Origin of the sequence: Hyphomicrobium sp. (assembly GCF_041659645.1) — a bacterium.
GTDB lineage: Bacteria > Pseudomonadota > Alphaproteobacteria > Rhizobiales > Hyphomicrobiaceae > Hyphomicrobium_B.
The window spans coordinates 727,061-751,551 of sequence record NZ_JBAZXX010000001.1; the positions used below are offsets into that span (position 1 = coordinate 727,061).

The 24,491-nt window shown below is 56.6% G+C and carries 21 protein-coding genes and 1 pseudogene; 18 read left to right on the forward strand and 4 right to left on the reverse strand.

Features of this window, described 5'->3' with window-relative positions; genetic code table 11:
- Window position 1: 1 nt before the first annotated feature.
- A complete protein-coding gene (locus WC811_RS03315) occupies window positions 2–1,297 on the reverse strand; it encodes a ferredoxin:protochlorophyllide reductase (ATP-dependent) subunit N (protein ID WP_372640951.1) in 1,296 nt (431 codons plus the stop codon).
- The gene (gene bchF, locus WC811_RS03320) at window positions 1,294–1,806 is read right to left on the reverse strand and encodes a 2-vinyl bacteriochlorophyllide hydratase (protein WP_372640953.1); all 513 of its coding nucleotides are present in this window, start codon (window positions 1,804–1,806) and stop codon (window positions 1,294–1,296) included. Before bchF ends, WC811_RS03315 begins: the two co-directional genes overlap by 4 nt.
- Before the next feature lie 281 nt (window positions 1,807–2,087).
- Between bchF and WC811_RS03325 the strand changes: the two genes are divergently transcribed.
- From WC811_RS03325 to hemC, 8 genes are all read left to right on the forward strand, one after another.
- Window positions 2,088–2,969, forward strand: coding sequence for a B12-binding domain-containing protein (locus WC811_RS03325; protein WP_372640955.1), 882 nt, complete (start codon window positions 2,088–2,090; stop codon window positions 2,967–2,969).
- 83 nt (window positions 2,970–3,052) lie between these two features.
- On the forward strand, window positions 3,053–4,453 hold the full coding sequence (gene ppsR / locus WC811_RS03330; protein WP_372640957.1) for a transcriptional regulator PpsR: 1,401 nt from the start codon (window positions 3,053–3,055) through the stop codon (window positions 4,451–4,453).
- 99 nt (window positions 4,454–4,552) lie between these two features.
- Window positions 4,553–5,464, forward strand: a complete 912-nt coding sequence (chlG, locus tag WC811_RS03335; RefSeq protein ID WP_372640959.1) for a chlorophyll synthase ChlG — start codon at window positions 4,553–4,555, stop codon at window positions 5,462–5,464.
- A complete protein-coding gene (locus WC811_RS03340; RefSeq protein WP_372640961.1) occupies window positions 5,461–6,810 on the forward strand; it encodes a BCD family MFS transporter in 1,350 nt (449 codons plus the stop codon). Before chlG ends, WC811_RS03340 begins: the two co-directional genes overlap by 4 nt.
- A 6-nt stretch (window positions 6,811–6,816) precedes the next feature.
- The gene (locus WC811_RS03345; RefSeq protein ID WP_372640963.1) at window positions 6,817–8,043 is read left to right on the forward strand and encodes a geranylgeranyl diphosphate reductase; all 1,227 of its coding nucleotides are present in this window, start codon (window positions 6,817–6,819) and stop codon (window positions 8,041–8,043) included.
- Window positions 8,040–8,531, forward strand: coding sequence for a TspO/MBR family protein (locus tag WC811_RS03350; RefSeq protein WP_372640965.1), 492 nt, complete (start codon window positions 8,040–8,042; stop codon window positions 8,529–8,531). The genes WC811_RS03345 and WC811_RS03350 overlap by 4 nt, the downstream gene beginning before the upstream one ends.
- Window positions 8,531–8,887, forward strand: a complete 357-nt coding sequence (locus WC811_RS03355) for a hypothetical protein (protein ID WP_372640967.1) — start codon at window positions 8,531–8,533, stop codon at window positions 8,885–8,887. The genes WC811_RS03350 and WC811_RS03355 overlap by 1 nt, the downstream gene beginning before the upstream one ends.
- Before the next feature lie 56 nt (window positions 8,888–8,943).
- A complete protein-coding gene (hemC, locus tag WC811_RS03360) occupies window positions 8,944–9,861 on the forward strand; it encodes a hydroxymethylbilane synthase (RefSeq protein WP_372640969.1) in 918 nt (305 codons plus the stop codon).
- Window positions 9,862–10,671: 810 nt separating this feature from the next.
- Here hemC and hemE read toward each other — a convergent pair.
- Complete coding sequence (gene hemE, locus WC811_RS03365; protein WP_372640971.1) at window positions 10,672–11,724, reverse strand: uroporphyrinogen decarboxylase; 1,053 nt, start codon at window positions 11,722–11,724, stop codon at window positions 10,672–10,674.
- 357 nt (window positions 11,725–12,081) lie between these two features.
- Here hemE and WC811_RS03370 point away from each other — a divergent pair.
- A protein-coding gene (locus WC811_RS03370; RefSeq protein ID WP_372640973.1) for an IS3 family transposase occupies window positions 12,082–13,433 on the forward strand; the annotation gives its coding sequence in 2 pieces (ribosomal slippage) (window positions 12,082–12,418 and window positions 12,418–13,433; 1,353 coding nt in all).
- Window positions 13,434–13,456: 23 nt separating this feature from the next.
- Window positions 13,457–13,906, forward strand: a pseudogene (locus WC811_RS03375) (AcvB/VirJ family lysyl-phosphatidylglycerol hydrolase); the annotation flags it as partial.
- 225 nt (window positions 13,907–14,131) lie between these two features.
- On the opposite strand, the gene WC811_RS03380 reads toward WC811_RS03375, so the two are convergent.
- A complete protein-coding gene (locus tag WC811_RS03380; RefSeq protein WP_372640975.1) occupies window positions 14,132–14,932 on the reverse strand; it encodes an outer membrane protein in 801 nt (266 codons plus the stop codon).
- A 452-nt stretch (window positions 14,933–15,384) separates the two neighbouring features.
- On the opposite strand from WC811_RS03380, the gene WC811_RS03385 reads away from it, so the two are divergent.
- The 8 genes from WC811_RS03385 to WC811_RS03420 all read left to right on the forward strand — a co-directional run bounded on the left by WC811_RS03385 (window position 15,385) and on the right by WC811_RS03420 (window position 24,481).
- Window positions 15,385–16,083, forward strand: a complete 699-nt coding sequence (locus tag WC811_RS03385) for a DUF4336 domain-containing protein (RefSeq protein WP_372640977.1) — start codon at window positions 15,385–15,387, stop codon at window positions 16,081–16,083.
- 547 nt (window positions 16,084–16,630) lie between these two features.
- Complete coding sequence (locus WC811_RS03390) at window positions 16,631–18,544, forward strand: methyl-accepting chemotaxis protein (protein WP_372640979.1); 1,914 nt, start codon at window positions 16,631–16,633, stop codon at window positions 18,542–18,544.
- 93 nt (window positions 18,545–18,637) lie between these two features.
- Entirely contained in the window at window positions 18,638–19,099 is a 462-nt protein-coding gene (locus WC811_RS03395; RefSeq protein WP_372640981.1) for a chemotaxis protein CheW, read from the forward strand.
- A 39-nt stretch (window positions 19,100–19,138) separates the two neighbouring features.
- A complete protein-coding gene (locus WC811_RS03400) occupies window positions 19,139–19,495 on the forward strand; it encodes a LysR substrate-binding domain-containing protein (protein ID WP_372640983.1) in 357 nt (118 codons plus the stop codon).
- 324 nt (window positions 19,496–19,819) lie between these two features.
- Entirely contained in the window at window positions 19,820–20,740 is a 921-nt protein-coding gene (locus WC811_RS03405; RefSeq protein ID WP_372640985.1) for a transporter, read from the forward strand.
- A 513-nt stretch (window positions 20,741–21,253) separates the two neighbouring features.
- Complete coding sequence (locus WC811_RS03410; protein ID WP_372641746.1) at window positions 21,254–22,189, forward strand: formylglycine-generating enzyme family protein; 936 nt, start codon at window positions 21,254–21,256, stop codon at window positions 22,187–22,189.
- 31 nt (window positions 22,190–22,220) lie between these two features.
- A complete protein-coding gene (locus WC811_RS03415; RefSeq protein WP_372640987.1) occupies window positions 22,221–22,565 on the forward strand; it encodes a hypothetical protein in 345 nt (114 codons plus the stop codon).
- Window positions 22,566–22,672: 107 nt separating this feature from the next.
- Complete coding sequence (locus WC811_RS03420) at window positions 22,673–24,481, forward strand: arylsulfatase (protein ID WP_372640989.1); 1,809 nt, start codon at window positions 22,673–22,675, stop codon at window positions 24,479–24,481.
- Window positions 24,482–24,491 lie beyond the last annotated feature (10 nt).

The window sequence follows — 24,491 nt, forward strand, 5'->3', positions numbered from 1 at the left end:
GTTAGACCTCCAACCGCGAGCGTCGGATCAACGGCCTAGCAAAAAGCTCGGCGAGGTCTCCGGCCTGTTCGTAGCCTTGGATCGGCGTGAACAGGAATTCGATCGACCACTTTGTCGTCAGTCCTTCGGCCTCCAATGGATTGGCTAGACCGAGACCGCAGACGACAATATCCGGGTTGGCTTCACGGCACCGATCGAGTTGCAGTTCGACATCCTGCCCCTCGCTCAGAACGGATTCCTCGGGAAGGCTGACGATTTCGTCCGCGAGATGCTGCTGATGCAAGTACGGTGTTCCGACTTCGAGGGCATGCATCGCTAGTTCGCGGGATACAAATCGTGCCAGCGGCACCTCGAGTTGGGAATCCGGAAAGAAGAAGATTGTCTTTCCGACGAGCTGATCACGATAGCGGCCGAGCGCTGTTCGCGCGCGCAGATAAAAAGGCGTCACGACGCTCCAAAATGTTTCTTCTGAGACGTTCCAGGCATTTGCCGCAGCCCGCAGCCATTCCGTCGTACCCTCTGCGCCCAAGGGGAAAAGGCTGACAAGTCGTTTTGCGCCACGTTCGTCGAGCGCTTTTGCTGTGTCGCCGAGGAACGGCTGAGCAAGAAGCACACGCGTGTTTCGGCCGACCGGCGGCAGGTCCGCGGATCGTCGAGGAGGAAGAAAATGAACAGGACCAATTCCGAGTTCTGCGAACAATCGGCGAAACTGGTCTTCGACTATGTCGGCAAGCGCTCCGACGACAAGCAGGGCTTGCGGCGCTGCCGGATCATCGTGCGGAAGTTCCGGGACGAGCGACGCCAGGCATGCGTCCTCGCCTTGCGTGAAGGTCGTTTCGATGCCGCTGCCGGAGTAGTTGAGAACGCGAACATCCGGAGCATGAATTTTGGAAAGCCGGGTCGCAGCTCTCGCGAGATCAAGCTTGATCACTTCGGAAGGACAGGAGCCTACGAGAAAGAGCAACTTGATGTCTGGGCGCCTCGTGAGGAGGCGGCAGACAATGCGATCTAGCTCGTCATTCGCGTCGGCAAGCCCGGCAAGATCTCTCTCATCAAGAATCGCGGTTGCAAAGCGAGGTTCAGCAAAAATCATCACGCCGGCGGCCGATTGAATGAGATGCGCGCAAGTTCGCGAGCCAACGACGAGGAAGAAAGCGTCCTGGATTTTTCGATGCAGCCATACAATTCCCGTAAGGCCACAGAAAACTTCGCGCTGACCTCTTTGGCGCAGCACCGGACGCTCAATGCATCCTTTAGCGCTCCGCTCATCGGGATATATGTTGAGGGCGACCGTCATGATCCCTCCATCGCGGTCGCGAGATCGAAGTCAGATGATCGTGCGCTCAGACGTGCCCTGCGTAATTTTAGCAGGAATTGCGCGGCATTTACGAGATAGGAAGCGTACGCCGCCAAGGCGAGCAGCATCTGCTCGCGAGGACCAATGAAATTCAAAAACAGGTTGGCGATATAAGCCGTGTGTAAAGCCAGCACGAGCATGCTGACGACGTCTTCCCAGAAGAATGCGGGTGCGAACAGATAACGCCCAAAGACGTCATGCTCCCAGATCGAGCCCGTGATCATGATCGCGTAGAGAAATAGCGTTTTTATCACGATTGAAATGTTCGCTTCGGCGTACCCGGAGCCAGTCACGAGGTAGCGGAGCACGAGGCCGACGCTGATAATAAAAACCAGGAATTGAAGCGGAGCCAAAATGCCTTGGACCATTGTCCATGGCGACACATCACGGCGTCGTCGTTGTTCGTCGCTGTAGAGAGACTTGTTTTCGGAGCGCTGTGATTTCGTCACCGAGCTCTACCTCCCCGCACTGGTGTCGCCGATTAGGATCGTCGATCTCACCAGGAGGGTAGGGTCTTCAAAAAATAGTGTCAACTAAATTAGACGTAAAAAATACTTTACATTTTTTCTGGATGAGTCTTGATTGTCAAACCTTCGGTGCGGCCGATACCGTCCAGTGAGATTAACTGTCGCAAGGTTACCCGGCTATTGCAAGCATCGGATGTAGGAATTGCGAGAAGACATCAATCGGCGCGCGCGAGTTTGCGCGCGTGGCGGCGGGAGGGAAGCCAATGTCGACCGTTCGGCCCCTGGTGGAACTTAAGCAGTACTGGCACGACTGCAGCATCGGCGATTGGAGCATTCGGCTCAACGACGACCAGTCGGCAATCGACAGTCCCGGACTGACGAGTATTGAGCAGAATGCGCTGCATCAAACGATCGAAGCGGAGATCGTGCCGCGTTTATTGCTCGCGCATAGTACGCACGGGAAAAAGCTCGCGAACGACTTAAACATCGCGCCCTCTATTACGATTGAGGAGGTCGAAGATTTCGTTCAGGTGCTCTTGAAAGAGAACGTCTACAATGCAAAATCTTTCGTGCTCGCTGCACGCCAGCGAGGGGTTCCGTTAGACATTGTATTGCTTTGGCTTTTTGCTCCGGCCGCCCGATATCTTGGCGAGCTCTGGAAACGCGATATTTGCGATTTTGTCGACGTCACAATCGCCCTTTCAAAGCTGCAGCAACTGCTTCGCGATCTCGCTCCAGAAAGCAATGACGACCAGTTTCCCCTTGCCCAGCAGCGTCGTGCATTTTTAGCAGTCATGCCGGGTGACCAACACACCTTCGGGCTATTTATCGTTCAGGAATTCTTTCGACGAGAGGGCTGGTACGTATCCGGTGGTACCTGCGACACGACCGAGGAGCTGTTGAACTTCGCCCACAGCGAGGCATTTGATGTTGTTGGACTCTCGGTCAGTAACGACGCTCCTGAGAGCGCGCTGTCCGCTCTTGTGACCTCGTTGCGGAGATCGGCTCTAAACCGCGACGCACTCATGATGGTAGGTGGTAGATTGTTTCTAGAAAATCCTAAGCTTGTAACGTGTATCGGCGCGGATGCGACGGCCCCTGACGGGCGAAGGGCCGTTGCCAGCTTTCCAACTTGCTTGACATAACCTGAGTGCGGTACTGAGAACACAGCAAGTGCGAAGGATTCTGGCCAAGGGATACAACCGTGTTCGCTCGAGAAGCAGGGATCGTGTTCCGAGCCCCCAAGAGAACTCTGGGTGATCTTGATGCCGATAGCGCGGCAAAGCTCATCGCAGCTGCGGCAGATATTGCTTTAATTATTGATGCAAAAGGCATCATTCGCGATGTCGCCTTCGGAAGCCAAGATCTATCGTCGGAGGGTTTTGGCAAGTGGGTTGGAGAGCCGTGGATTGAAACGGTGACAATCGAATGCCGTGGCAAGATTGAAGAATTGCTTCGCGGCGCGGCGTCGCCGAAAACACCAGTCGAATGGCGCCAGGTCAACCATCCATCAAAGCACGGGGATATTCCCATCCGCTATTCCGCGGTTCCAATCGGAACCAATGGCCGGTTTGTCGCCGTTGGTCGCGATCTAAGAACGGTTGCGGCGCTGCAGCAGCGTCTGGTCGATGCACAGCAGTCGATGGAAAAAGAGTATGCGCGGCTGCGCCATGCCGAAACACGCTACCGCGTGCTATTTCAGATTGCTTCGGAACCGGTGCTTATCGTTGATGCCAACACATTGCGTTTGGTCGATGCCAACCCTGCGGCCACTTTGCTTTTAAACCGAAATAGCAAGCGAATCGTTGGGAAGGCATTTCTCGAGATATTCAACTCAGAAAGCACGAAAGCGGTTCAAGCACAGTTGACCGCGATCAAGGCCACGGGGCGGGCTGAAGAGGTGAAGGCTCAGCTCGTCGAAAACAAGCGAGAATGTTTTGTCTCGGCCTCACTCTTTAGGCAAGAAACGTCGTCTCACATACTCGTTCGACTTTCCCCCGTTGTTGCCGGGGGCGTCGTGTCGAAGCCCTCATCTAAAGTTTTCAGCGTTGTCGAAAATCTTCCTGAGGGGTTTGTTGTGACCGACCTCGATCGGCGCATACTCACAGCCAATCCTGCATTTCTTGAACTCGTTCAGCTCGCCAACGAGGAGTTGGTCCGAGGCGAATTGATCGATCGATGGGTGGGTCGCCCTGGAGTTGACATCAACGCGCTCGTAGCGAACATACGCGAGCACGGTGCGGTCCGCCATTTCGCAACTGTTCTCCGCGGCGAGTATGGGGCCTACGAGAACGTCGAGATCTCCGCGGTCAGCGTTCCGACCGGTGAGAATCCCTGCTTCGGATTTACGATTAGAAATGTAGGGCGCAGCGACATTCCGAAGGCTCGCCCGAAAAGCGAATTGCCGAGGTCGGTCGAACAGCTAACGGAACTGGTCGGGCGGGTTCCGCTCAAAGAACTTGTGCGCGAAACTACCGACGTCATCGAGAAACTTTGTATTGAGGCTGCGTTGAAACTGACGGACGACAATCGTGCGTCGGCAGCCGAAATGTTGGGCTTGAGCCGGCAGAGCTTATATTCAAAGCTCCGGCGATTTGGAATTGACGACGTCGATGACGAAAACGACTAATCGACACCAATTGTCTGCCTCCAATCCGTAGCAAATCTTTTCTCCCCGTTCCCATTGCGGGGGCTTGCTTGCGGGAATGTGTCAATGTAAATTGACGATATGAAAAGATCATTCCAATTGACGGAATTTCGGCTACCAACGATTGGGGCGATCGTTGAGCTGATGAAGCCGATCACGTGGTTCCCGCCGATGTGGGCGTTCGGGTGCGGAGTCGTTGCAGCGGGTGTCGGATTTGATGGGCGCTGGCCGTTTGTGTTTGTGGGTGCGTTGCTCACCGGGCCCTTGGTCTGCGCGACCAGTCAAATAGTCAATGATTGGTATGATCGCGACGTGGACGCGATTAACGAGCCAAATCGACCGATTCCTTCAGGACGTATCCCGGGTGAATGGGGCATCATTCTTGCTGTGGTTTGGACGGCCGTGTCGATTTTCGTCGCCGCTCTGCTCGGAACCGCGGTGCTTGGTGCTGCGATCATCGGACTTCTCCTGGCTTGGGCCTACAGTGCACCGCCCGTGCGGTTGAAGAAGAACGGCTGGTGGGGAAATTCGGCGGTGGCCCTGTGTTACGAAGGGTTGCCATGGATTACCGGCGCGACCGTTATGGCTGGTTCGCTTCCGGGTTGGAGAGGACTTGTCATCCCACTGCTTTATAGCTTTGGGGCTCATGGCATCATGACCCTAAATGATTTCAAGTCCATTGAGGGCGACAAGCGTTCCGGCGTAGATTCGCTTCCCGTTCAACTGGGACCCAGGCGTGCCGTGCTAGTGGCGTGCGCCATGATGGCCGCGCCGCAGGTGGTTGTGGTGGGTCTTCTTTTCGTGTGGGGACGACCCGTACACGCTGGCACCATTGCGGCGGCATTGGTTGTCCAACTTTATCTCATGACGCGACTTATTCAGAAGCCGCGCGAGTTGGCGCCTTGGTACAATGCCACCGGCGTCAGCCTCTACGTTACTGGTATGCTGATAGCCGCGTTCGCCCTGCGCCTCCTGAACGGAGGTGTCGGTTGAACGCCCCTTCGCTAGGCTGGTTTGGAATATTTCGTCTCGGGCTTGTGCAAGCCGCGATCGGCTCGATTGTCGTACTTACGACGTCGACGATGAACCGAATCATGGTTGTCGAATTGGCGCTTCCGGCGGTGATACCCGGAGCACTCGTCGGACTCCATTATGCGGTGCAATTCCTGCGGCCGGTATGGGGGCACGGCTCCGACATCGCCAAACGACGAACGCCGTGGATTGTGGGTGGCGTGTTGACTCTTGCTGTGGGGGCGACCGTCGCGTCGGCTTCAATTGTCGTCATGGCCGATCAAATGCTCTTGGGTTTGGCGGTTGCCGTGCTCGCATTCGTCATGATTGGATTTGGCGTTGGAGCGGCGGGCACTTCGTTGCTGGCTCTGCTCGCTGCCCGCGCCGAAGAAAGCAAGAGAGCGGGGGCCGCGACGGTCGTTTGGCTAATGATGATCGCGGGGATTGCCATTACGGCGATCACGGTCGGCAAAGTTTTGGATCCGTATTCTCCATTGCGGCTCGTCGCAGTGACAGCAATCGTCGGCTTGTGCGCATTACTCTTAACTTGCGTCGCCTTGGTCACCCTGGAAAGCAAAACGTCGGCCGTCGAAGCGAGATACGAAGCGCCGTCGTCGCGCTTTTCCGGGTTTCGCGGTGCCGTGGCTGAGGTTTGGAACGACGAGACAGCGCGGCGTTTTACGATCTTCGTTTTCGTTTCCATGCTGGCGTACAGCGCGCAAGATCTGATACTCGAGCCGTTCTCCGGGATCATCTTCGGATTTACACCGGGACAATCGACAGAGCTGTCGGGGGTTCAGCATGGGGGTGTGTTTGCGGGAATGCTTCTTGTCGGCTTCATCGGTAGCTCACGCATACGCGCAGGAGGTCTCGGGGCCTGGAGCATACTGGGATGTCTCGCGTCCAGCATTGCTTTGCTGGGGCTCGCAGTTGCCGCGATCGTCGGTCCGCCCTGGCCTTTGTCCGTGAACGTTTTTGCATTGGGGTTTTCGAACGGCGCATTCGCCGTGGCTGCCATCGGCTCGATGATGGCGCTGGCTAAAAGCGGGCGGTCTAAGTCCGAAGGCGTCCGCATGGGCGTTTGGGGAGCTGCACAAGCCGTTGCTTTTGGTCTTGGCGGATTCATGGGAACGGTCGCCGTCGATGTCGTAAGAGCTTTATCGGGATCTACTGTCGCCTCATACGCGGTTGCGTTTTCGCTTGAGTCCACGCTTTTTCTCGCATCCGCCGTGCTCGCTCGCAGATTGATGAAGGAAAAGAAAAAGCATTTGGAAGAACGATGGCTTTCGATGGGGCCGCTCGCTGGAGTTCAAGTCAACAAGGGGTAGAAACGGATGACCGGACTTGTCACCTACGACACCGTGATCGTCGGCGGTGGTCCCGCTGGTTCTACTGCGGCGAACGATCTTGCGAAAAGAGGCAGAACCGTACTTCTTCTTGATCGCGCCGGACGTATCAAGCCATGCGGCGGCGCCGTGCCTCCCATATTGATCGAAGATTTCGGAATTCCGGATCATCTTATCGTGGCACGTGTTGGAGGCGCTCGAATATTCTCGCCTTCGTCACGACGCGTCGATATGCCGATTCAAGACAACGGTTATGTCGGCATGGTCGACCGCGACGTCTTTGACGAATGGTTGAGAGAGCGCGCGAAATCGGCTGGGGCGGTACGTGTCGACGGACGATTTGAATATCTAAGCACGGACGCCGACGGCATCTCTATCGTGAATTATAGGCAAAGAACTTCGACAGGCGATGAGGAAATGCGAGCGGTGCGAGCGCGCTCGATTGTCGGGGCGGACGGCGCGTTGTCCGCGATTGCGCGCCAGGCTGTGCCGGGCGCTGGGCGTGTGCCTTATGTTTTTGCCTATCACGAGATCATCAAGATACCGGTCTCGGCGACGGCCAATACGGGGGCGACTGTTGCGAAGACCTACGATGGAGGCAAATGCGATATCTATTATCAGGGTGCTTTCTCTCCCGATTTCTATGCGTGGATTTTCCCCCATGGCGATACGGCGAGCATCGGGACGGGGAGCGCGCACAAGGGATTTTCGTTACGCTCCGCGGTCGGTGCACTGCGTGCTCGTAGCGGGTTGGAAGACGCGGAGACCGTCCGGCGGGAGGGTGCGCCGATACCATTGCGCCCCCTGAAGAAATGGGACAACGGCCGCGATGTCGTCCTCGCGGGTGATGCAGCCGGCGTGGTGGCTCCGGCGTCGGGCGAAGGCATTTTTTACGCGATGACGGGCGGTCGTCTGGCAGCAGATGCAGTCGAGCTATTTCTTAAAACTGGCGACGCGCGTTCTTTAGCTTCTGCGCGCAAGAGGTTCATGCGCGAGCATGGACGCGTTTTTTGGATTCTCGGAATCATGCAGCGCTTTTGGTACAGAAGTGACAAGCGGCGGGAGCGCTTCGTCTCCATGTGTAGCGATCGCGATGTACAGCGGTTGACATGGGAATCGTACATGCACAAGCAGTTGGTCCGTAAAGCGCCAATGGCTCATGTCCGTATCTTCGTAAAGGACATGGCGCACCTGCTGGGAATCGTTACGCCGTGACCAAATCTAGCTATTGGCTTCCTGTCCTTGCTGCGGGCGCGGCCGCCATCGTGGTCGCCGTCCTCGGTGCGTCGATGACCGATTTGGGTCCCTGGTACCACGAACTCAAAAAGCCAGACTGGCAGCCGCCCGACTGGGCCTTCGGTCCGGCTTGGACGCTGATATTTGCGCTTGCGGCCCTTTCAGGAGCGACGGCTTGGAGGGACGCGCCGGACGAGGCGAGTCGCGAATGGGTTATTGGTCTTTTTGCATTCAATGGATTTCTGAATATCTTCTGGAGCGCGTTGTTCTTTAGGCTTCATCGTCCGGATTGGGCACTGCTGGAGGTCGGCGTGCTCTGGCTCTCGATACTTTTGCCGATAATTATTTTCGCTCGTTATTCCAAGAAAGCTTGTCTGCTTCTCGTTCCATATCTTGCATGGGTGACCTTCGCGGCTCTTCTTAATTTTGAGGTTGTCAAGCTGAACGGTTTTGGGATGCCAATCTGATGCAGGACCTTTTGGAAAAGTCACTCGAAGGTGGTCGCATCATCGATGTCATTTTCGGCTTCATGGCAATTGAATGCTTCGCGCTTCTGGCTCTAAACCGCTTCACCCAACGCGGTTTGAAGTCGATCGAAATTCTGGCCCTCATGCTTCCGGGTATTTGCTTATTGTTGGCGCTTCGATCTGCGCTTGAGAATGAAAGTCGGTTCATTCTCGTTGCATGGCTGTTAGCGGCGTTGATTGCGCATCTTGGTGATCTCAAGATGCGGTTGAAGAATAGCTTAAAGGGAAGCCCGTCAGACACGTTGGCTGTTTCTCGATCCCAGTCAGATGGAACAATGCGTAAGTTGGCCAGGTAGGATGGGCAAAATAACTCTCTCGACATTCTCGATCGGGTGAAAAGCGGAGAGATTGTTTGCGTGAGGTCTGTTTTCGTATTGGAACACGGGGATCGGCTCTGGCGCTCGCCCAAGCGAACCAGGTCGCTAGGGCCCTGGTTCAAGCACATGGCCTAGCAGCCAACGCGGTCACGATATCGATTATAAAAACAATGGGCGATGAAGTGTTGGACCGGCCTCTTTCCGAAGTGGGTGGTAAGGGTCTTTTCACTAAGGAGATTGAAGAAGCTCTCCTCGCCGGAGAAATCGATGTGGCCGTCCATTCAATGAAAGACATGGAAACACGGCTTCCTGCAGGGCTCGAGATCGGTGCGGTTCTGAGTCGAGAAGATCCGCGCGATGCATTTATTTCGTTGCTGCATGCCAACCTTCGAGCACTCCCGCAAGGTGCAGTAATCGGCACGTCTTCGCTTCGTCGGAGAAGCCAGGTTCTCAATATTCGTCCAGATCTCCAGATCGTCGATTTTCGGGGGAATGTACAAACGCGATTGCGGAAACTGGAGGAGGGTAAGGTGGACGCGACATTTTTGGCGGTAGCTGGATTAAAGCGATTGAGCCTTGAGAATATCGCGACGGCCCTAATGCCGATTGATGAAATGATTCCGGCTGTCGGGCAGGGCGCTATTGGGTTGGAGATTCGATCGGACGACCAGTTTGCTGCCGGTCTCATAGCTCCGATCAACGACGCCAGCGCCAAGGTGACCTTGAGCGCTGAGCGAGCTTTTCTCGCCCGCTTAGATGGTTCCTGCCGCACGTCCATTGCGGGTTACGCTACGATAGATCGTGGAGTTCTTAAATTTCTGGGACAACTCCTTTCGCCAGACGGCATGACGAGCCACCGGGTACGAAAAAGTGGAAATCCTCAAGACGCAAAGCGGATGGGCAAAGAGGCGGCGGATTATATACTTTCGCTAACTCAAGCTCGACCGATCTAGGTGTGACCGCCTCAAGACAGTTGTCGCGAACTGCAGCAACAATCGTCGCGCCTGCAACTGGTATTTCCACTCCGTCTTCATGGTCTTTGCCTTCAGTAACGATCCCCGTGAAGGTTAAAAAAGCGGAGAAGAAAATAACGCTAGAGGAAAAGGCGGGATTTTGTCTAAACCGGGGGGGGGGTCCGCAAAACCTTTTACGAGTGGAAATTTTTCGCGCGGTTTTGATGACGATAGATGAGCGAGGAAGTGTTGAAGTGAACAACGCACTTCCCGAACATACTGGCACTAGGCAAAGTCAAAGAGACGGATAGGCGAGCATCCAGGCTCTGCTATGAAACATCGGACTTAGAGCCGATATAATGCTGACGCACTCGACATCACGGGAGAAGCTCTGAACGATGTGCTCAAGCAAATAATCGCCGGCGTTTGACTTGTCGCGCCGGCGACCAAGTTTATGGGTGCCGCACAGGCTGGATCCCAAGATGCGACTTTCGTATCGAAGAATATTATGCGCCTGCTGTCAAATTATATTGACAGTTTAAGGTGGAAAAGTTTGCCAAAACTTGGTGGAGCGTGCACGCGGTTTGCAGGACGAGCCAAAGCCCCAAGGATTTAAGTGACTATCATGGCCGGCCTGGTGGCTACGCTCGGGAAGTCGATGCTCCATCACCTTGAGATCTTCGACTCGGGCGAAAGGTCCGAGACCTTACCCACGCGGCCAGGATGGCCTCGATGAGTGAAATCGCGACGGCGATGTCGGCTCTGCGAGCGACAGAACTGCTGGGCGTGCACCCAACTTACTTTAGCTTTTCACGAACGAATCCGCTGAACAAGCCGGGCGACATTTTCTGGCGGCGTCTCCGGCACGATTCCGTGGCCGAGATTGAGCACGAACGGCAGGCCCTTCATCGCATCGATAATCGCATCAACACGCTTGTCCAAAGCCTCACCTCCGCCGACGAGCAAGAGAGGATCGAGGTTCCCCTGCACGACCGTGCCCATTCGGGCAATGGTCTGCATGGTGCTCAAAGGGCAGGCGGTATCGCAACTCACACCGTCAACACCCGTTAGTTCGATGTATTTTGCCAGTGAGGCCGACGCGCCGCGAGGAAAACCGATGATCGGCACGTCCGGATGTTGGCTGCGGATTTCATTGACGATCTGTGCAGTCGGCGCGATCACCCAGCGATCAAACTCATCATCGGCTAGGCTTCCTGCCCAGCTATCGAAAATTTGGAGTGCCTCTGCGCCCGCTGACGCCTGTCCTGAAAGGTAGGCAATCGAAGCCTCGGTCAGCAGATCGATAAGCTTTCCGAAGCTAACCGGGTCGCGATAAGCCCAGTTGCGCGCGGCTGCTTGATCGGTCGATCCGCGGCCTTCCGCCATGTAGGTCGCGACCGTCCAAGGTGCCCCGCAAAATCCGATCAATGCCGTTTCGCTTGGCAACTTCTGGCCAAGCATCGACACCGTGTCCCAGACACGAGCGAATTTGTCGTTGCTGCTCGATAGGTCGAGCCGGGAAAGATCTTCACCGGATCTTATCGGATCAAGGCGCGGGCCGGCGCCTTCGATGAAGCTGACTTTTTGCCCGAGGGCCTCTGGCACGACGAGAATATCGGAAAACAGAATCGCGGCGTCAAAACCGTAACGACGGATCGGTTGCAGTGTGACTTCTGCGGCGAGCTTCGGAGTGTAACACAAATCGAGGAAGCTTCCGGCGTTCGTTCTTACCTGACGATATTCGGGAAGGTAACGGCCGGCTTGGCGCATCAGCCAAACGGGAGGCGGGGAGCCAGCTTTCGATTTGAAGGGTAATAGAAAACGCTTCGCGGTCGTTTTGACTGTACGCTCGTGCAATGACACATCTCCATGCGGGGGGTGCGGTTTCCGTACGAGCACCAAGTTGTAACCAAGAAAAGTTGGGCGCCTTCGTGATCAGCTCCCGCTGGGTGGCCCAATTGCAATGGTAGTTTATTGCGGGTTGAATCCCATCTTTGTTTCGGGTTTCATACGCAAATTCGGGTTGGTTTAAGTTGGACAGCGAACGCTTCGGGCGTCAAGCGACCTGGGCTCTCATGTTGCCGACTCTGATTGTAGTCGATCCTCCGATGTCCGGTCATCAGCCATCGACAGGTGTCCGACATCAAAGCATGTGAGTCAGATTTAGCGACTTGAGGAACGGAGGATTTTTGGCTCATCGTCACCCCCTGAGGAGTTGGCATGAGACCTAAATCCAGCACGCCTGAGACACCTTCCGAGCGTCTCGTGAGAGACATCCGCCGGGCCACCCGCAAGCAATATTCGGCCGAGGAGAAGATCCGCATCGTCCTTGACGGCTTGCGCGGCGAAGTGACGATCGCCGAACTCTGCCGCCGGGAGGGCATCGCCGAAAGCCTCTACTACAGCTGGTCGAAGGAGTTCCTCGAAGCCGGCAAGCGGCGTCTCGCCGGCGACACGGCCCGATCGGCAACCACCAGCGAGGTCAAAGACCTCAAGCGCCAAGCCCTGGAGCTGAAAGAAGTTGTTGCCGAGCAAGCCCTCGAACTGCGTCTGCTCAAAAAAAGCATGACCGGGGATGGGGGAGACGAGGCATGAGATATCCGGCTTCCGAAAAGCTTGAGATCATTCGTATCGTCGAGCAGTCGCATCTGCCCGTGCGGCGCACGTTGGACAAGCTCGGCATTCTGCCGGGGTCGTTCTATCGCTGGTATGATCGCTATCAAACTGGCGGCGTCGAAGCGCTGGCCGACAAGCCGTCGAAGCCGTCGCGGGTCTGGAACCGTATTCCCGACGAGGTCCGCCGCCGCATCGTCGAGATGGCGCTTGATAAACCCGAGTTGTCGCCGCGCGAACTCGCTGCACGCTTCACCGACACCCAGAATTACTTCGTCTCTGAAGCCTCGGTCTATCGCCTCCTCAAGACCCATGACCTCATCACCAGCCCGGCGTTCATCGTCATCAAAGCGGCGGATGAGTTCAAGGACAAGACCACCGCGATCAATCAGCTCTGGCAGACTGACTTCACCTATCTCAAGGTCATCGGCTGGGGTTGGTTCTATCTCTCGACTATCCTCGACGACTTCTCGCGCTACATCGTCGCTTGGAAGCTGTGCACCACAATGAAGGCTGAAGACGTCACCGATACATTGCAGCTCGCCCTGACAGCCTCAGGCTGCGACCAGGCCCGTGTCGTCCACAGACCACGCCTCTTGAGCGACAACGGTTCGAGCTACGTCTCTGCCGATCTCGCAGAATGGCTCGACGACAACGGCATGAGCCACGTCCGAGGAGCACCTCACCATCCGCAAACCCAGGGCAAGATCGAGCGCTGGCACCAGACCTTGAAGAACCGCATCCTTCTCGAAAACTATTACCTGCCCGGCGATCTCGAAGCTCACATCGGACGCTTCGTCGAGCACTACAATCACCGCCGCTACCACGAGAGCTTGAAAAACCTCACACCCGCCGATGTCTACTTCGGCAGAGCTCAAACTATCTTGTCGCAACGAGAAAGGATCAAACGCGATACCATCCGGAAACGACGATTGCAGCACCATAAGAAAGCCGCTTAAACTTCAACCCAGATGAGCCGAAGCCCTTCGCTCAGTCACGACGCAAACTGTCTCAATGCATTCGACGACGGACAATTCAAGACGTCTCCCTAATTGGCTATTCGTTCGGCGCCGCCACCATCCCGATGGTGTGGTCAAAGCTCGATCCCAATCTACAGAAGCGCGTCAAACTGATCGTGATGATGGCGCCCGAACCGGTTGGACGGTTTGAAATGTCGATGGCGGGCTGGCTTGGTATTCGCTCATCCGACGACATCAGCTTGCGGCCCTTCATGGCGAACCTGCCCAAAGACAAAGTCACCTGCATCTACAGCGTGGAGGAAAAGAACGATGGAGAAACGGGCTGTGCCTTGCCCGAGTTAAATGGCGCTACGCTCGTCGAACGGACCGGAGGACATCATTTCGGCGGGGAATATCTAGAGATCGCGAAACTGATACTGCATCGCTGGGCCGCGAGCGAAGGGCGTCGCTAACCAACAGCTTACCGTGCTCTGCATCGGCAACCGGCGCGCTCGCGTTTTCAAACAACAACACCGCTATTGGTTCAAAGCGTACTGAGGAGGCCTGTGCAGTTACGGGTCAGAAGCAGACTCTCGCCCCTCAGCCCTACATGGCGTTCTCCATCAGGCCGGCATGGCGCAACGCGCGAACCGCGCCGCCGGAACGCTGTGTCCCGGCGGCGCGTCCACGGCGTCAAACTAGAAATTAAACCCGATGCCGGCGGTCGCCAGATTGTAGGACGTCTCGCCGAAGCGCTCCGTCCAGGCAGTGGTGGGAACATGAGTGGGATAAACGGTCGGCCCGAAAATCTGATCGGTGGAGCCCACGTACAAGTAGCGATACTCGCCGAACACGTACGCGTTGCTACCAAGGGCGACGCGAACACCGACCTTGGCTTGTGCCGCGAAGGACCAGGCAGTGGAGTCGGGGCCGGAGTTGAAGTGGTTGATGCCAGCCTCCGTCGGGTTCGTCTGAAGAGAATGCGCGCCATCGATGGCGACGCGGGCGCCGCCGATGCCGCCGCCGAAATAGGGCGTCACGCCATAGGAAGTCGGAAGGCTAAGAACAAGATTCGCCAGAACAACGGCGTTGTTCATCGGGAAGCTGTCGTCGAACGTGTGCTCGGGAAGCCGGTCGGTGGGGTTTTGCAGCGTCGCGCGTCGGGTTCCGGCGTCGAGATAAAGACCTTCGATCTCGAAGGCGGGCAGCACCACCGAGCCGTGCGACCATTCATAACCGATCTGACCGCCGACGAACCCGACACCGCCGCTGTCGGTCCGCCCCGTCGCATTGACAGCTAAGGGGCCTCCCTCGGCCTCGGAGAAAAAGGCGGTGCCGAGCTGGGTGACGTCAGTGGTGCTGCCAAAGCCCCCACCGCCGAAAACGCCGACGTAGACACCGCGGGCCGGCGTGGCTTGTCCAGGCAACGACCTGTCCGCGGCGACGGCCGGGGCCGCCATAAAAATCACGATGATCGCTAGCGTCAGTTTCAAGCGCATAACCGCTCCCCATCTGATGACAGGTCGAATCAAATCTGCTCCGAATCAGAATATTGCAGCTTGGTCACAAGGGCACGGTATAGTTGTAACACACTTCAATCGTGCGCATGCCGGTGAGCATCGCTGCCCCTGGGCGGCCGAGCGGACCTCGTGCGCGAGGTTCCATCCATGCTCGCGCATGGCGAACCGACGCGCAGTCTGCACGAAGACTGCATGTCAACTGCCGACCTGTTCTTCCTCATGCAACAGACCGCCTCGCAAGGTCATTCCGAAAGCATGCCTCCAGCATGACCCTCGTGACGAGGTAGGATCAGGGCAGGATGAGGGAGTGGGGAGGAGAGGGATAAGGCCGAGGTGAGTCCGGTAGTGGCCCTAAGCGGTCTTTCCGTTGAGCGCACTCAGAGGCCCGGTCAGGGTGGAAGGCGGACATTTGGCTACCTAAATCTAACACCATGCTTGAATCCCTTGCATCAGACGTTTGGGTTGCCGATGGCGGGATTGTCTCGTTCCACGGTTTCGCTTACCCGACGCGGATGGCGATCGTGCGGCTCGCTGATGGTGGGCTCTGGCTGTGGTCGCCGATCAAGAAAAATGCAGAAATTGAAGGAACGGTGCGCGCCCTGGGGCCCGTTCGGCACATCGTCAGCCCCGACAATCTGCATTACCTCTTCCTGGGCGAATGGCAGGCGGCTTTTCCGTCCGCGAAAATGTGGGGGACGGCCTCGACGATCGCTAAGTGTCGCGACCTAAAATTCTCGGAGACGCTTGCCGAGGACCCGCCCCTGGATTGGGCCGGGCAGATTGACCAAGCCTACTTCACCAACTCGCCATTCATGGACGAGCTTATTTTCTTCCACCGCAGTTCTCGCACCGTCATCATCGCCGACTTATCGCAAACTTTTAGCGAAGAGTTCCTGAAGCTGCACTGGCCATGGTGGATGCGAATAATCGCGAGGTTGTCGAAAATGATTGAAGGACAAGGCTATCCGCCAATCGATTACCGGATCAGCTTCCGTCACCGCCAAAGCGCACAGTACAAAATCCAGGCCTTGATTGACAAGCATCCCGCGCATGTGGTGGTCGCGCATGGAGTGGTCATTCGAAAGGACGGCGAGGCATTTCTGCGACGCGCCTTTTCATGGCTATATTAATTAATCATGGCGAACCACCGGTGAACATTGACGCGCGCCCTCCCCGTTGTCGGCAAATGGCCCAAAGCGGACGTGAGCCCCACAGGCCTAAAATCTGACCCGCGTCATGAACATCGTCGGCACCAAGCCGCTTATAGCGGCCATCGGGGGTGAGGCAACCGGCCGACCTGCTCACTGCCCCGCCATCCAGGTTCAACACGCTCATATGTGTTTTTACACGACCAAGACCCGAAGCGGACTTTCGCATTCACTGCCAGCGGAGCAACGATCCGTGGAAGGAATTTATTAATTATAAACCGGTGGTCGAATAAGTTTACTAAACAGATGGATGACCGCACGTCCGATGGTCATGGGCATGATGCCGACGGTCTGTCCCGGCGCAAACCCGGAATGCGTTGATCTCTCCAAATGAGCCCCACCTGCGTGCGTTCGGACGCTTGTTGTGCGTCTGATCACTTCAGAAGAGCGTCGCGGCTCAATCGTATCCCCGCGTCGATCTTCGCAAAAAACGCAGGCCCTTAGCAAACCCATCCTGGGAGAAACCCCCGTGCTCGGATTCAAAAATCGCACCGCCAATGAGGTCGAAGCCAAACTGGCAGCCATCAACCGGTCGCAGGGCGTCATCGAGTTCAACCTCGATGGGACAGTGATTACGGCAAACGAAAACTTTCTCGCGGTTGTCGGCTATTCGTTGGCTGAGGTCGTCGGTAAACATCACAGCATGTTCGTCGACGGCAACTATGCGACGAGCAGCGACTATCGGCTGTTTTGGGATCGGTTGAACCGCGGCGAGTTCGTCGCCGACAAGTTCCGACGGATCTCGAGGAGCGGCAAGGAGGTCTGGATTCAGGCTTCCTATAATCCGTTGATCGATGCCAACGGCAAGCCCTTTAAAGTCGTCAAGTTTGCGACCGATATCACGGCGGTCGAATTGCAGACGCGGGAACTGGAAGCGAAAATCGCAGCTATCGGCCGGTCCCAGGGGGTCATCGAGTTCAATCTTGACGGCACAGTCATTACGGCAAACCCGAACTTTCTGGCCGTTGTGGGCTATACGGCGGATGAAGTCACCGGCAAGCACCACCGCATGTTCGTCGATAGCGATTACGCGAAGAGCAACGACTATCGGCTGTTTTGGGATCGTCTCAACCGAGGCGAGTACATTGCCGACAAGTTCCGGCGGATTTCGAAGACTGGCAAAGACGTTTGGATCCAAGCGTCCTACAACCCTCTATTGGACGCCAATGGAAAGCCCTTCAAAGTTGTCAAGTTTGCAACCGACGTCACCGCCGTCGAGGACGAGCGCCGCCACGCCGAAGAGGAACGCGCGGCCAAATCGGAACAGCAGGCCCATGTCGTCGACGCGCTCGGAAACGGGCTGAGGCAGCTATCGGATGGCATTCTGACCTTCCGCATTGGCGAGGCTTTTCCACGGGAATACGAGCAGCTTCGCTCGGACTTCAATGCCGCTATGGGCAAGCTGCAAGACACGATCAAGGGTGTCAATTCAAACGCGGACGCCGTTCGATCTGGCGCCACGGAGATTGCCGCAGCTTCCGACGATCTTTCACGACGGACCGAGCAGCAGGCAGCCTCGCTCGAAGAAACTTCGGCCGCACTGAGCGAGATCACAACGACGGTCGCGAAGACGGCGGAAAGTTCCAGAAAGGCAAGCGATACCGTCTCGAAGGCTCGCGGGGAGGCAGAGCACAGCGGCGAGGTCGTTCGCCAAGCGATATCGGCGATGGGCCAGATTGAAGAATCCGCTAAAAAGGTCTCGCAGATCATCGGGGTCATCGACGAGATCGCTTTCCAGACCAATCTTTTGGCTCTGAACGCAGGGGTCGAGGCTGCGCGCGCGGGCGAGGCTGGGCGGGGGTTCGCGGTCGTTGCGAGCGAAGTCCGAGCTCTGGCACAGCGGTCGGCAGAGGCCGCCAAGGAAATCAAGGGGCTTATTTCTACGAGTTCGCATCAAGTCGAGGCTGGCGCGAAGTTGGTCGGAGAAACCGGTGAGGCCTTGAGTCGTATTGTGGTGCGCGTCAACGAGATTAGCGGCTTGGTCGCAAATATTGCGTTGGCAGCAGAGCAGCAGGCGACTGGTATTAGTCAGATCAATACGGCCATTGGCCAGATGGATCAGGGGACCCAGCAGAACGCTGCCATGGTGGAAGAGGCCACAGCTGCCGTCCATGCGCTCTCCAAGGAGGCGGATGCAATGGCTGAACTCATCGGCAATTTCGAAATCGGCGAAGCTTCTGGAAATTCAATTCGCAGTGAGCTCCAGAGAGCCGCTCCCCACGCTTTCCGTACCCCTTCCAAGCTCACACCAGCGAAAACCTCTGGTGCCAAGCCCCGTCTTGCCGCAGCACGGCCCGCGGCGAAGGCGATGAACGACGCATCGCGGACGCCACGCCGCGCGGCAACTGTCAACGGCGCCGACGATGGATGGGAAGAATTCTGAATCTCGCGGGTGGACCGATCTCGATCGTCGGTCGACCCAATAACATCCTACCCACATCCTACCGCAATCAGGGCTCTCAACCGGTAAACGACGATGAACGAGATGAAATCCGAGTCTAGCCAGGTCCATGAACTCATTGCCTTTCGGATGGGACAGCAGGAATACTGCGTCGACGTCATGGCGCTGCGCGAAATTCGCGGATGGACTCCTGCAACGCCATTGCCTCACGCCCCAAGCCACGTGTTGGGTGTCATCAACCTCCGCGGCACGGTCTTGCCCATCATCGATCTTTCGGCGCGAATGGGTTTTGCTCCAGCGGAACCGACGACGCGTCACGCCATCATGGTCACCGAGATTGGAGAGCAAGTCGTTGGATTGCTTGTCGACGCGGTGTCGGAAATATTCAGCGCGACTGCCGATCAAATCCAGCCAACTCCGGACGTCGCAACCGAAATGGCGAAGGCTGTCGTGCGCGGTGTCATTCCGGCCGAGGGGCGCATGATCAGCTTCCTATCGCTCGATACAATTCCCAGCTCTCACGCACAGATTACTTGACAGATTTTGAGCCGACAGCGGGCGGACGCCGGTCAACTGTTGAGTCACAGCGCCGACCCACCGCGAACGGCACTCCTTCGGGCGAAGGGCAGTCGACACAGTCTACCGCCAAGCGATCATCGGTTGGCGAGAAAAACAAGCGTCAGCGTGAAAGAGATCGCCAAGGAGCGCTTCATTCGTATGTCGAACACGGCGCCTGTGTTTCGCCAAGTGATCGACGACTATTTCCACGAGCACGGATTTTCGGTCAAAAGCGATCAGAAGATCGAAAACCTTGGAATGGGGATGTCACTGGTGGCGTCGACACGCGCCCTGACGCTGTTGCCGAAATACGCGCAGAATTTCATCACTTGGTCTGTTACCAGCCGCCCGATCGAAGGAGGGGGCAACGATTGAGCTCGTCATCGGCTACAACAGGGCAAACCGATCACCGGTTCTGCAACTCTTTCTGTCGCGTATCGACAACCTCATCTCTCATGAAAGGGAGGGAGGGTAAAGCGTAGCGCAATCGCTCGATAAACCGCCCAATCCAAGTCTCCCGCGCTGAGTGGCCGGAATTGTAAATGGTTCGCTAGATCGGAAGCGTTTTCACGCAGTAAGCAAAGTAGGCTGAAAATTGGGCATGAGTGCCCCATCCGCTACATCAACGGTCCTCGGCCCGAGTTATCGTCGCCGCGCTGTTGCGTTCTTTTGGATGGGGGTCCGGAAATGCGCACGAGCATGGCAATCATCGTGAGTAGCACGCTTTCGTTGGCGTTGGTGTCGAACGCCCGCGCAGACGAATTTGGGTTTTCTTCCTACGGACTTGGCGCCGCAGCGTTCGGCGCCGGCGTGACGCCGCCACCGGGAACCTACCTCACGTCTGTCAGCGGTTACTATCAAGGCGAGATCAACACGCCAATAACCTTTGGCAATGTCACGTTGCAAGCCGGCGCCAAGGTCGAATTCTTCCAACAGGCATTAAACGGGCTTTACGTTCCTGACGGCAAGGTTTTCGGCGGCAATCTTGGAATTGGCGTGACGATCCCGGTTGGCCACAACGATCTACGAGCGACCGTGACCGGTCCTCTGGGCAACACTTTCCACGATGAGACGGCCGGATGGGGATTGGGCGACATCACCACGCGCCTACAACTCGGATGGCAGGACGGTGACTTTGCGCATTTGATCTATGTTCAGGTCGTCGCGCCGTCCGGCTCGTATGCCGTCGGATTTCAGCCCATCATCGGTTTGAGCCGTCCGGGAATCGACACCGGATGGGCGTTCACGTGGACGGAGAAGACTTCAAAACTGCAATTCAACGGCGCCGTGGGCGTCACCTTCAACTTCGATAACGTCACAACGGACTACCTGAGCGGTACCGATTTTCATTTTGAGTGGGCCGTCGGCCGCGAGATCTCTCCGGGGCTCGTCATCGGCGTCGTTGGGTACGACTATCGTCAGCTGACGGGCGATTCCGGCAGCGGTGCGGTGCTCGGCCCTCTTGAGGGAAGCGTCGATGCCATTGGCGGCGGCGTCTCATACACGACGCTGGTTGGAAAGACGCCGCTGATCCTTAGCGCGCGTCACTACGAGGAATTTAACGTCGAGCGACGCTGGGACGGCAGCATGACAATTCTTTCCGGCACCATTCGTTATTGAGTTTCATCGAATAAACGAGCGGCAAATATTCAATTTTCGCATTTGCCGAAGACTGCATTGCTATCGCATCGCAATGACGTATTCGTTTGACTAAGTTTGGTGCTCGTCAGACTGTGGTTTGGGACGGGCAGGGCTACTACAGATCCAGAGATGAGGCTGGAGATGCGGTTAGCTGATATGGTTTCATTGAATCGAATATTTGAATCGATTCTCCGGGTTTCCCATTTATCAAAGCTTCTTCAATGCTTAAAAATTATCGGTGCGTGTCCGAAGATGCGAACTGAAATAATTTTGTGCGTGCTCTCACGCAATCCTGCGAGCGTTCGGCCAAGGCCACGCGCATCATTCTTTCTGGCAGCGGCGAGATCGAACGTAGCGCTACCATTCTAAATTTTTACCGAGATAGCCGAAGTCCATCGACGTGCATCTTAAGCGAGGGTTCAATTCGTCAACCGGTCGGTAGGTGAAATGGTGTTCGATAGCGTAGATCCCGAGGTTCTTGCCAGGCAGGCTATGTCCCGGCCTCGTAACGACGGCATGATTTTCATTCCGGGCGGCATGTTCGCGATGGGGTCGGACCAGCATTATCCCGAAGAGGCACCTGTTCATCGTGTTGCGGTGGATGACTTCTGGATCGACGAAGCGCCAGTGACCAACGCGCAGTTTCGCAGGTTCATCGAAGAGACGGGATACAAGACGTTTGCTGAGATAGTGCCCAAGGCGGAAGACTATCCCGGCGCCCTGCCTCACATGTTGAAGGCAGGGTCTCTTGTCTTTCATCCGCCGAAGCATCCGGTGGGGTTGAGCAACTGGAGCCAATGGTGGGAATTCCGTTTCGGCGCCGACTGGCGCCATCCGGCAGGGAAGGGTAGCTGGACGAAGGGGATCGAAGATCATCCCGTCGTGCATGTCGCGTACAGAGACGCCGAGGCCTACGCCAAGTGGGCCGGCAAAGAATTGCCGACAGAAGCCGAGTGGGAGTTCGCCGCACGCGGAGGACTCGAGGGAGCAGAATACGCCTGGGGTGATGAGCTGACGCCAAACGGTCGGCATATGGCCAACACGTGGCAGGGAAGCTTCCCAAATGAAAATCTAGCCCTCGACGGTTTCGAGCGAACGTCGCCGGTAAAGGCATTTCCATCGAACGGCTACGGTCTTTACGACATGATAGGGAACGTCTGGGAATGGACGACAGATTGGTATGCGCCGAAGCACCCGGCGGATGCGGCAAAGGCCTGCTGCATTCCGGAAAATCCTCGTGGTCCGAGTCAAGACAAGAGCTTTGACCCGCAACAGCCGCACATCCGTATTCCACGAAAAGTCTTGAAAGGTGGCTCGCATCTTTGCGCGCCGAATTATTGCCGTCGCTATCGGCCTGCTGCACGGCATCCCGAGCCTATAGATACGTCGGCAAGTCACGTCGGATTTCGCTGCGTCGTTCGAAAATAAAAGAAGAAGCAAAACAACGAAGGAGGCTGAAATGAAGACATTATCGCTGTCCGTTATTGCCGGTCTGATAACTCTCCTTATCGGCATGTCTTGCGTCGCGACGCAAGCGGACGCTCGCAGGTTCGCTCATCCGCACGCGAGGGCCCACGTCGCGGGACACAACGTGAGGTACAATAACCGGGCGCGGGTGGCAAATCGCGTCTATCGACGAGGTTATCGTCGCGGCCGCTGGGTCAACGGCGTTTGGGTCGCCGGTGCGGTTGCAACCGGCGTCGCGGTCGGCGCTGCATCGAACTCATGCAGCTACTACTGGAACCGGTGGCACGCGACCGGAAGCGGCTATTGGCGCGACAGATACTACGCGAACTGCGGCTGAAAATTTACGGGGCATCCCACACACGGCCGCGCGTGTCACGCGCGCGGCCTCAATCAAATGCCGAGGGGCATCTTGGGGGGAGTACGCGTAACGAAAGGAAATCTCTCATGACGTCCGCCCCGAAGGACCCTCAGGACAAGACCGAATCGCATTGTGTGCTCGATCGCAGAAATATTCTGAGAAGCGGCGCATCTCTGCTCGCTTTGTCGACCGCGCTCAACGCACGTGCGACGGCGCAAGAAACGCAACCGGCGAGGACGGCAGCAACTCCGTCCGCGGGGGGTAAGCCAAATATTCTTGTGATTTGGGGTGACGACATTGGCATCGCGAACCTCAGCGCCTATTCGAATGGCCTGATGGGTTACGAGACTCCGAACATCGACCGCATCGCGAAGGAGGGTCTCAAGTTTCAGCATTACTACGGCGAGCAATCCTGCACGGCGGGTCGCTCGGCGTTCCTCACCGGCCAACACATCATGCGTAGCGGGCTTAGCAAGGTCGGATTTCCCGGTGCGCCCATGGGTATGAGCCAGCTTGACCCGTCGATCGGCGGTCTGCTCAAGAACCTCGGCTACGGCACAGGGCAATTTGGTAAGAACCACGTCGGCGATCGCAACCCGTCGCTGCCCACGGTGAACGGTTTCGATGAGTTCTTTGGCAACCTTTACCATCTCAACGCCGAGGAAGAGCCGGAACTTCCTGACTATCCGAAGGACCCTGCGTACCTCGCGAAGTTTGGACCGCGCGGAGTGCTCAAATGCAAGGCAACCGACGTTGATGATCCCACGGTTGACCCGCGTTTTGGGAAGGTCGGCAAGCAGACGATCGAGGACACGGGAGCGCTCACGAAGAAGCGCATGGAGACGATCGACGATGAGACCTCCGCCGCTGCTATCGACTACATGAAGCGGCAGAACGCAGCGGGAAAGCCGTTCTTCTGCTGGTTCAACGGCACCCGGATGCACTTACGGACCCATGTTCGCGCAAGTCATCGCGGTCGCTATACGCACGGCGATAGCCAGTACATCGACGGCATGATGGAGCACGACGATACCGTCGGCACGTTGCTCAAAGCACTCGACGACATAGGCATCGCGGACAATACCATCGTCGTTTATTCGAGCGACAACGGTCCACATATGAATACGTGGCCGGACGGCGCCATGACTTGGTTCCGGTCTGAGAAGAATACCAACTGGGAGGGCGCGTTCCGCGTGCCCTGCCTGGTTCGCTGGCCCGGCAATATAAAGCCGGGCACGGTCTCCAACGAATTGATGAGTCACAACGACTGGATTCCGACGCTGTGCTCAATCGCCGGCGAGCCGGACATCGTCAACAAACTTAAAGCCGGATACACGGCGAACGGGATCAACTACAAGGTTCATCTCGACGGCTACGATCAATCCGCGTTCCTGAAGACTGTAAGTGGCAGTGCCGCGAATAACAACGGCACCAAAAGCGCCCGCAACAATTTCTTCTATTCTAGCGACGACGGGTTGCTCATAAACTTTCGACAGGGCGACTATAAGTACGTCTTTTCCGAGCAGCGTTCTCCGGGAACAATGGAGGTCTGGGCCGAGCCGTTCACGACTCTGCGACTGCAGAAGATATTCAACCTTTTCCAGGATCCGTTCGAGCGCGCCGACATTACATCCAATACCTTCTGGGATTGGCAACTGGATCACGTCCAACTGATGTACGGGGTGATGGACGACGTCTTTCAGTTTGCGTCGACATTCAAGGACTTTCCGCCTCGTTCGTTCCCGCCGAGCTTCAATCCCGCGAATATCCTGAGCGAAGAAATGGACGACATCAAACGCAGGGAGACGTTCAAGAAGTCGTTAGACCTCGACCGGATTCGCGGCCACTTGAACCAGATGATCGACGACCAGCTGCAGCAACGGGGCATGCAGTAATCCAGCGAGG

Bases quoted from the DNA above. Each gene is read 5' to 3' on its own strand.
- WC811_RS03345 (WP_372640963.1), top strand. From the start codon at position 6,817: ATGACCGGACTTGTCACCTACGACACCGTGATCGTCGGCGGTGGTCCC.
- WC811_RS03355 (WP_372640967.1), top strand. From the start codon at position 8,531: ATGCAGGACCTTTTGGAAAAGTCACTCGAAGGTGGTCGCATCATCGAT.
- WC811_RS03395 (WP_372640981.1), top strand. From the start codon at position 18,638: ATGAACGAGATGAAATCCGAGTCTAGCCAGGTCCATGAACTCATTGCC.
- WC811_RS03420 (WP_372640989.1), top strand. From the start codon at position 22,673: ATGACGTCCGCCCCGAAGGACCCTCAGGACAAGACCGAATCGCATTGT.
- WC811_RS03325 (WP_372640955.1), top strand. From the start codon at position 2,088: ATGTCGACCGTTCGGCCCCTGGTGGAACTTAAGCAGTACTGGCACGAC.
- WC811_RS03410 (WP_372641746.1), top strand. From the start codon at position 21,254: ATGTCCCGGCCTCGTAACGACGGCATGATTTTCATTCCGGGCGGCATG.
- chlG (WP_372640959.1), top strand. From the start codon at position 4,553: ATGAAAAGATCATTCCAATTGACGGAATTTCGGCTACCAACGATTGGG.
- WC811_RS03415 (WP_372640987.1), top strand. From the start codon at position 22,221: ATGAAGACATTATCGCTGTCCGTTATTGCCGGTCTGATAACTCTCCTT.
- WC811_RS03385 (WP_372640977.1), top strand. From the start codon at position 15,385: ATGCTTGAATCCCTTGCATCAGACGTTTGGGTTGCCGATGGCGGGATT.
- WC811_RS03405 (WP_372640985.1), top strand. From the start codon at position 19,820: ATGGCAATCATCGTGAGTAGCACGCTTTCGTTGGCGTTGGTGTCGAAC.
- WC811_RS03315 (WP_372640951.1), bottom strand. From the start codon at position 1,297: ATGACGGTCGCCCTCAACATATATCCCGATGAGCGGAGCGCTAAAGGA.
- WC811_RS03380 (WP_372640975.1), bottom strand. From the start codon at position 14,932: ATGCGCTTGAAACTGACGCTAGCGATCATCGTGATTTTTATGGCGGCC.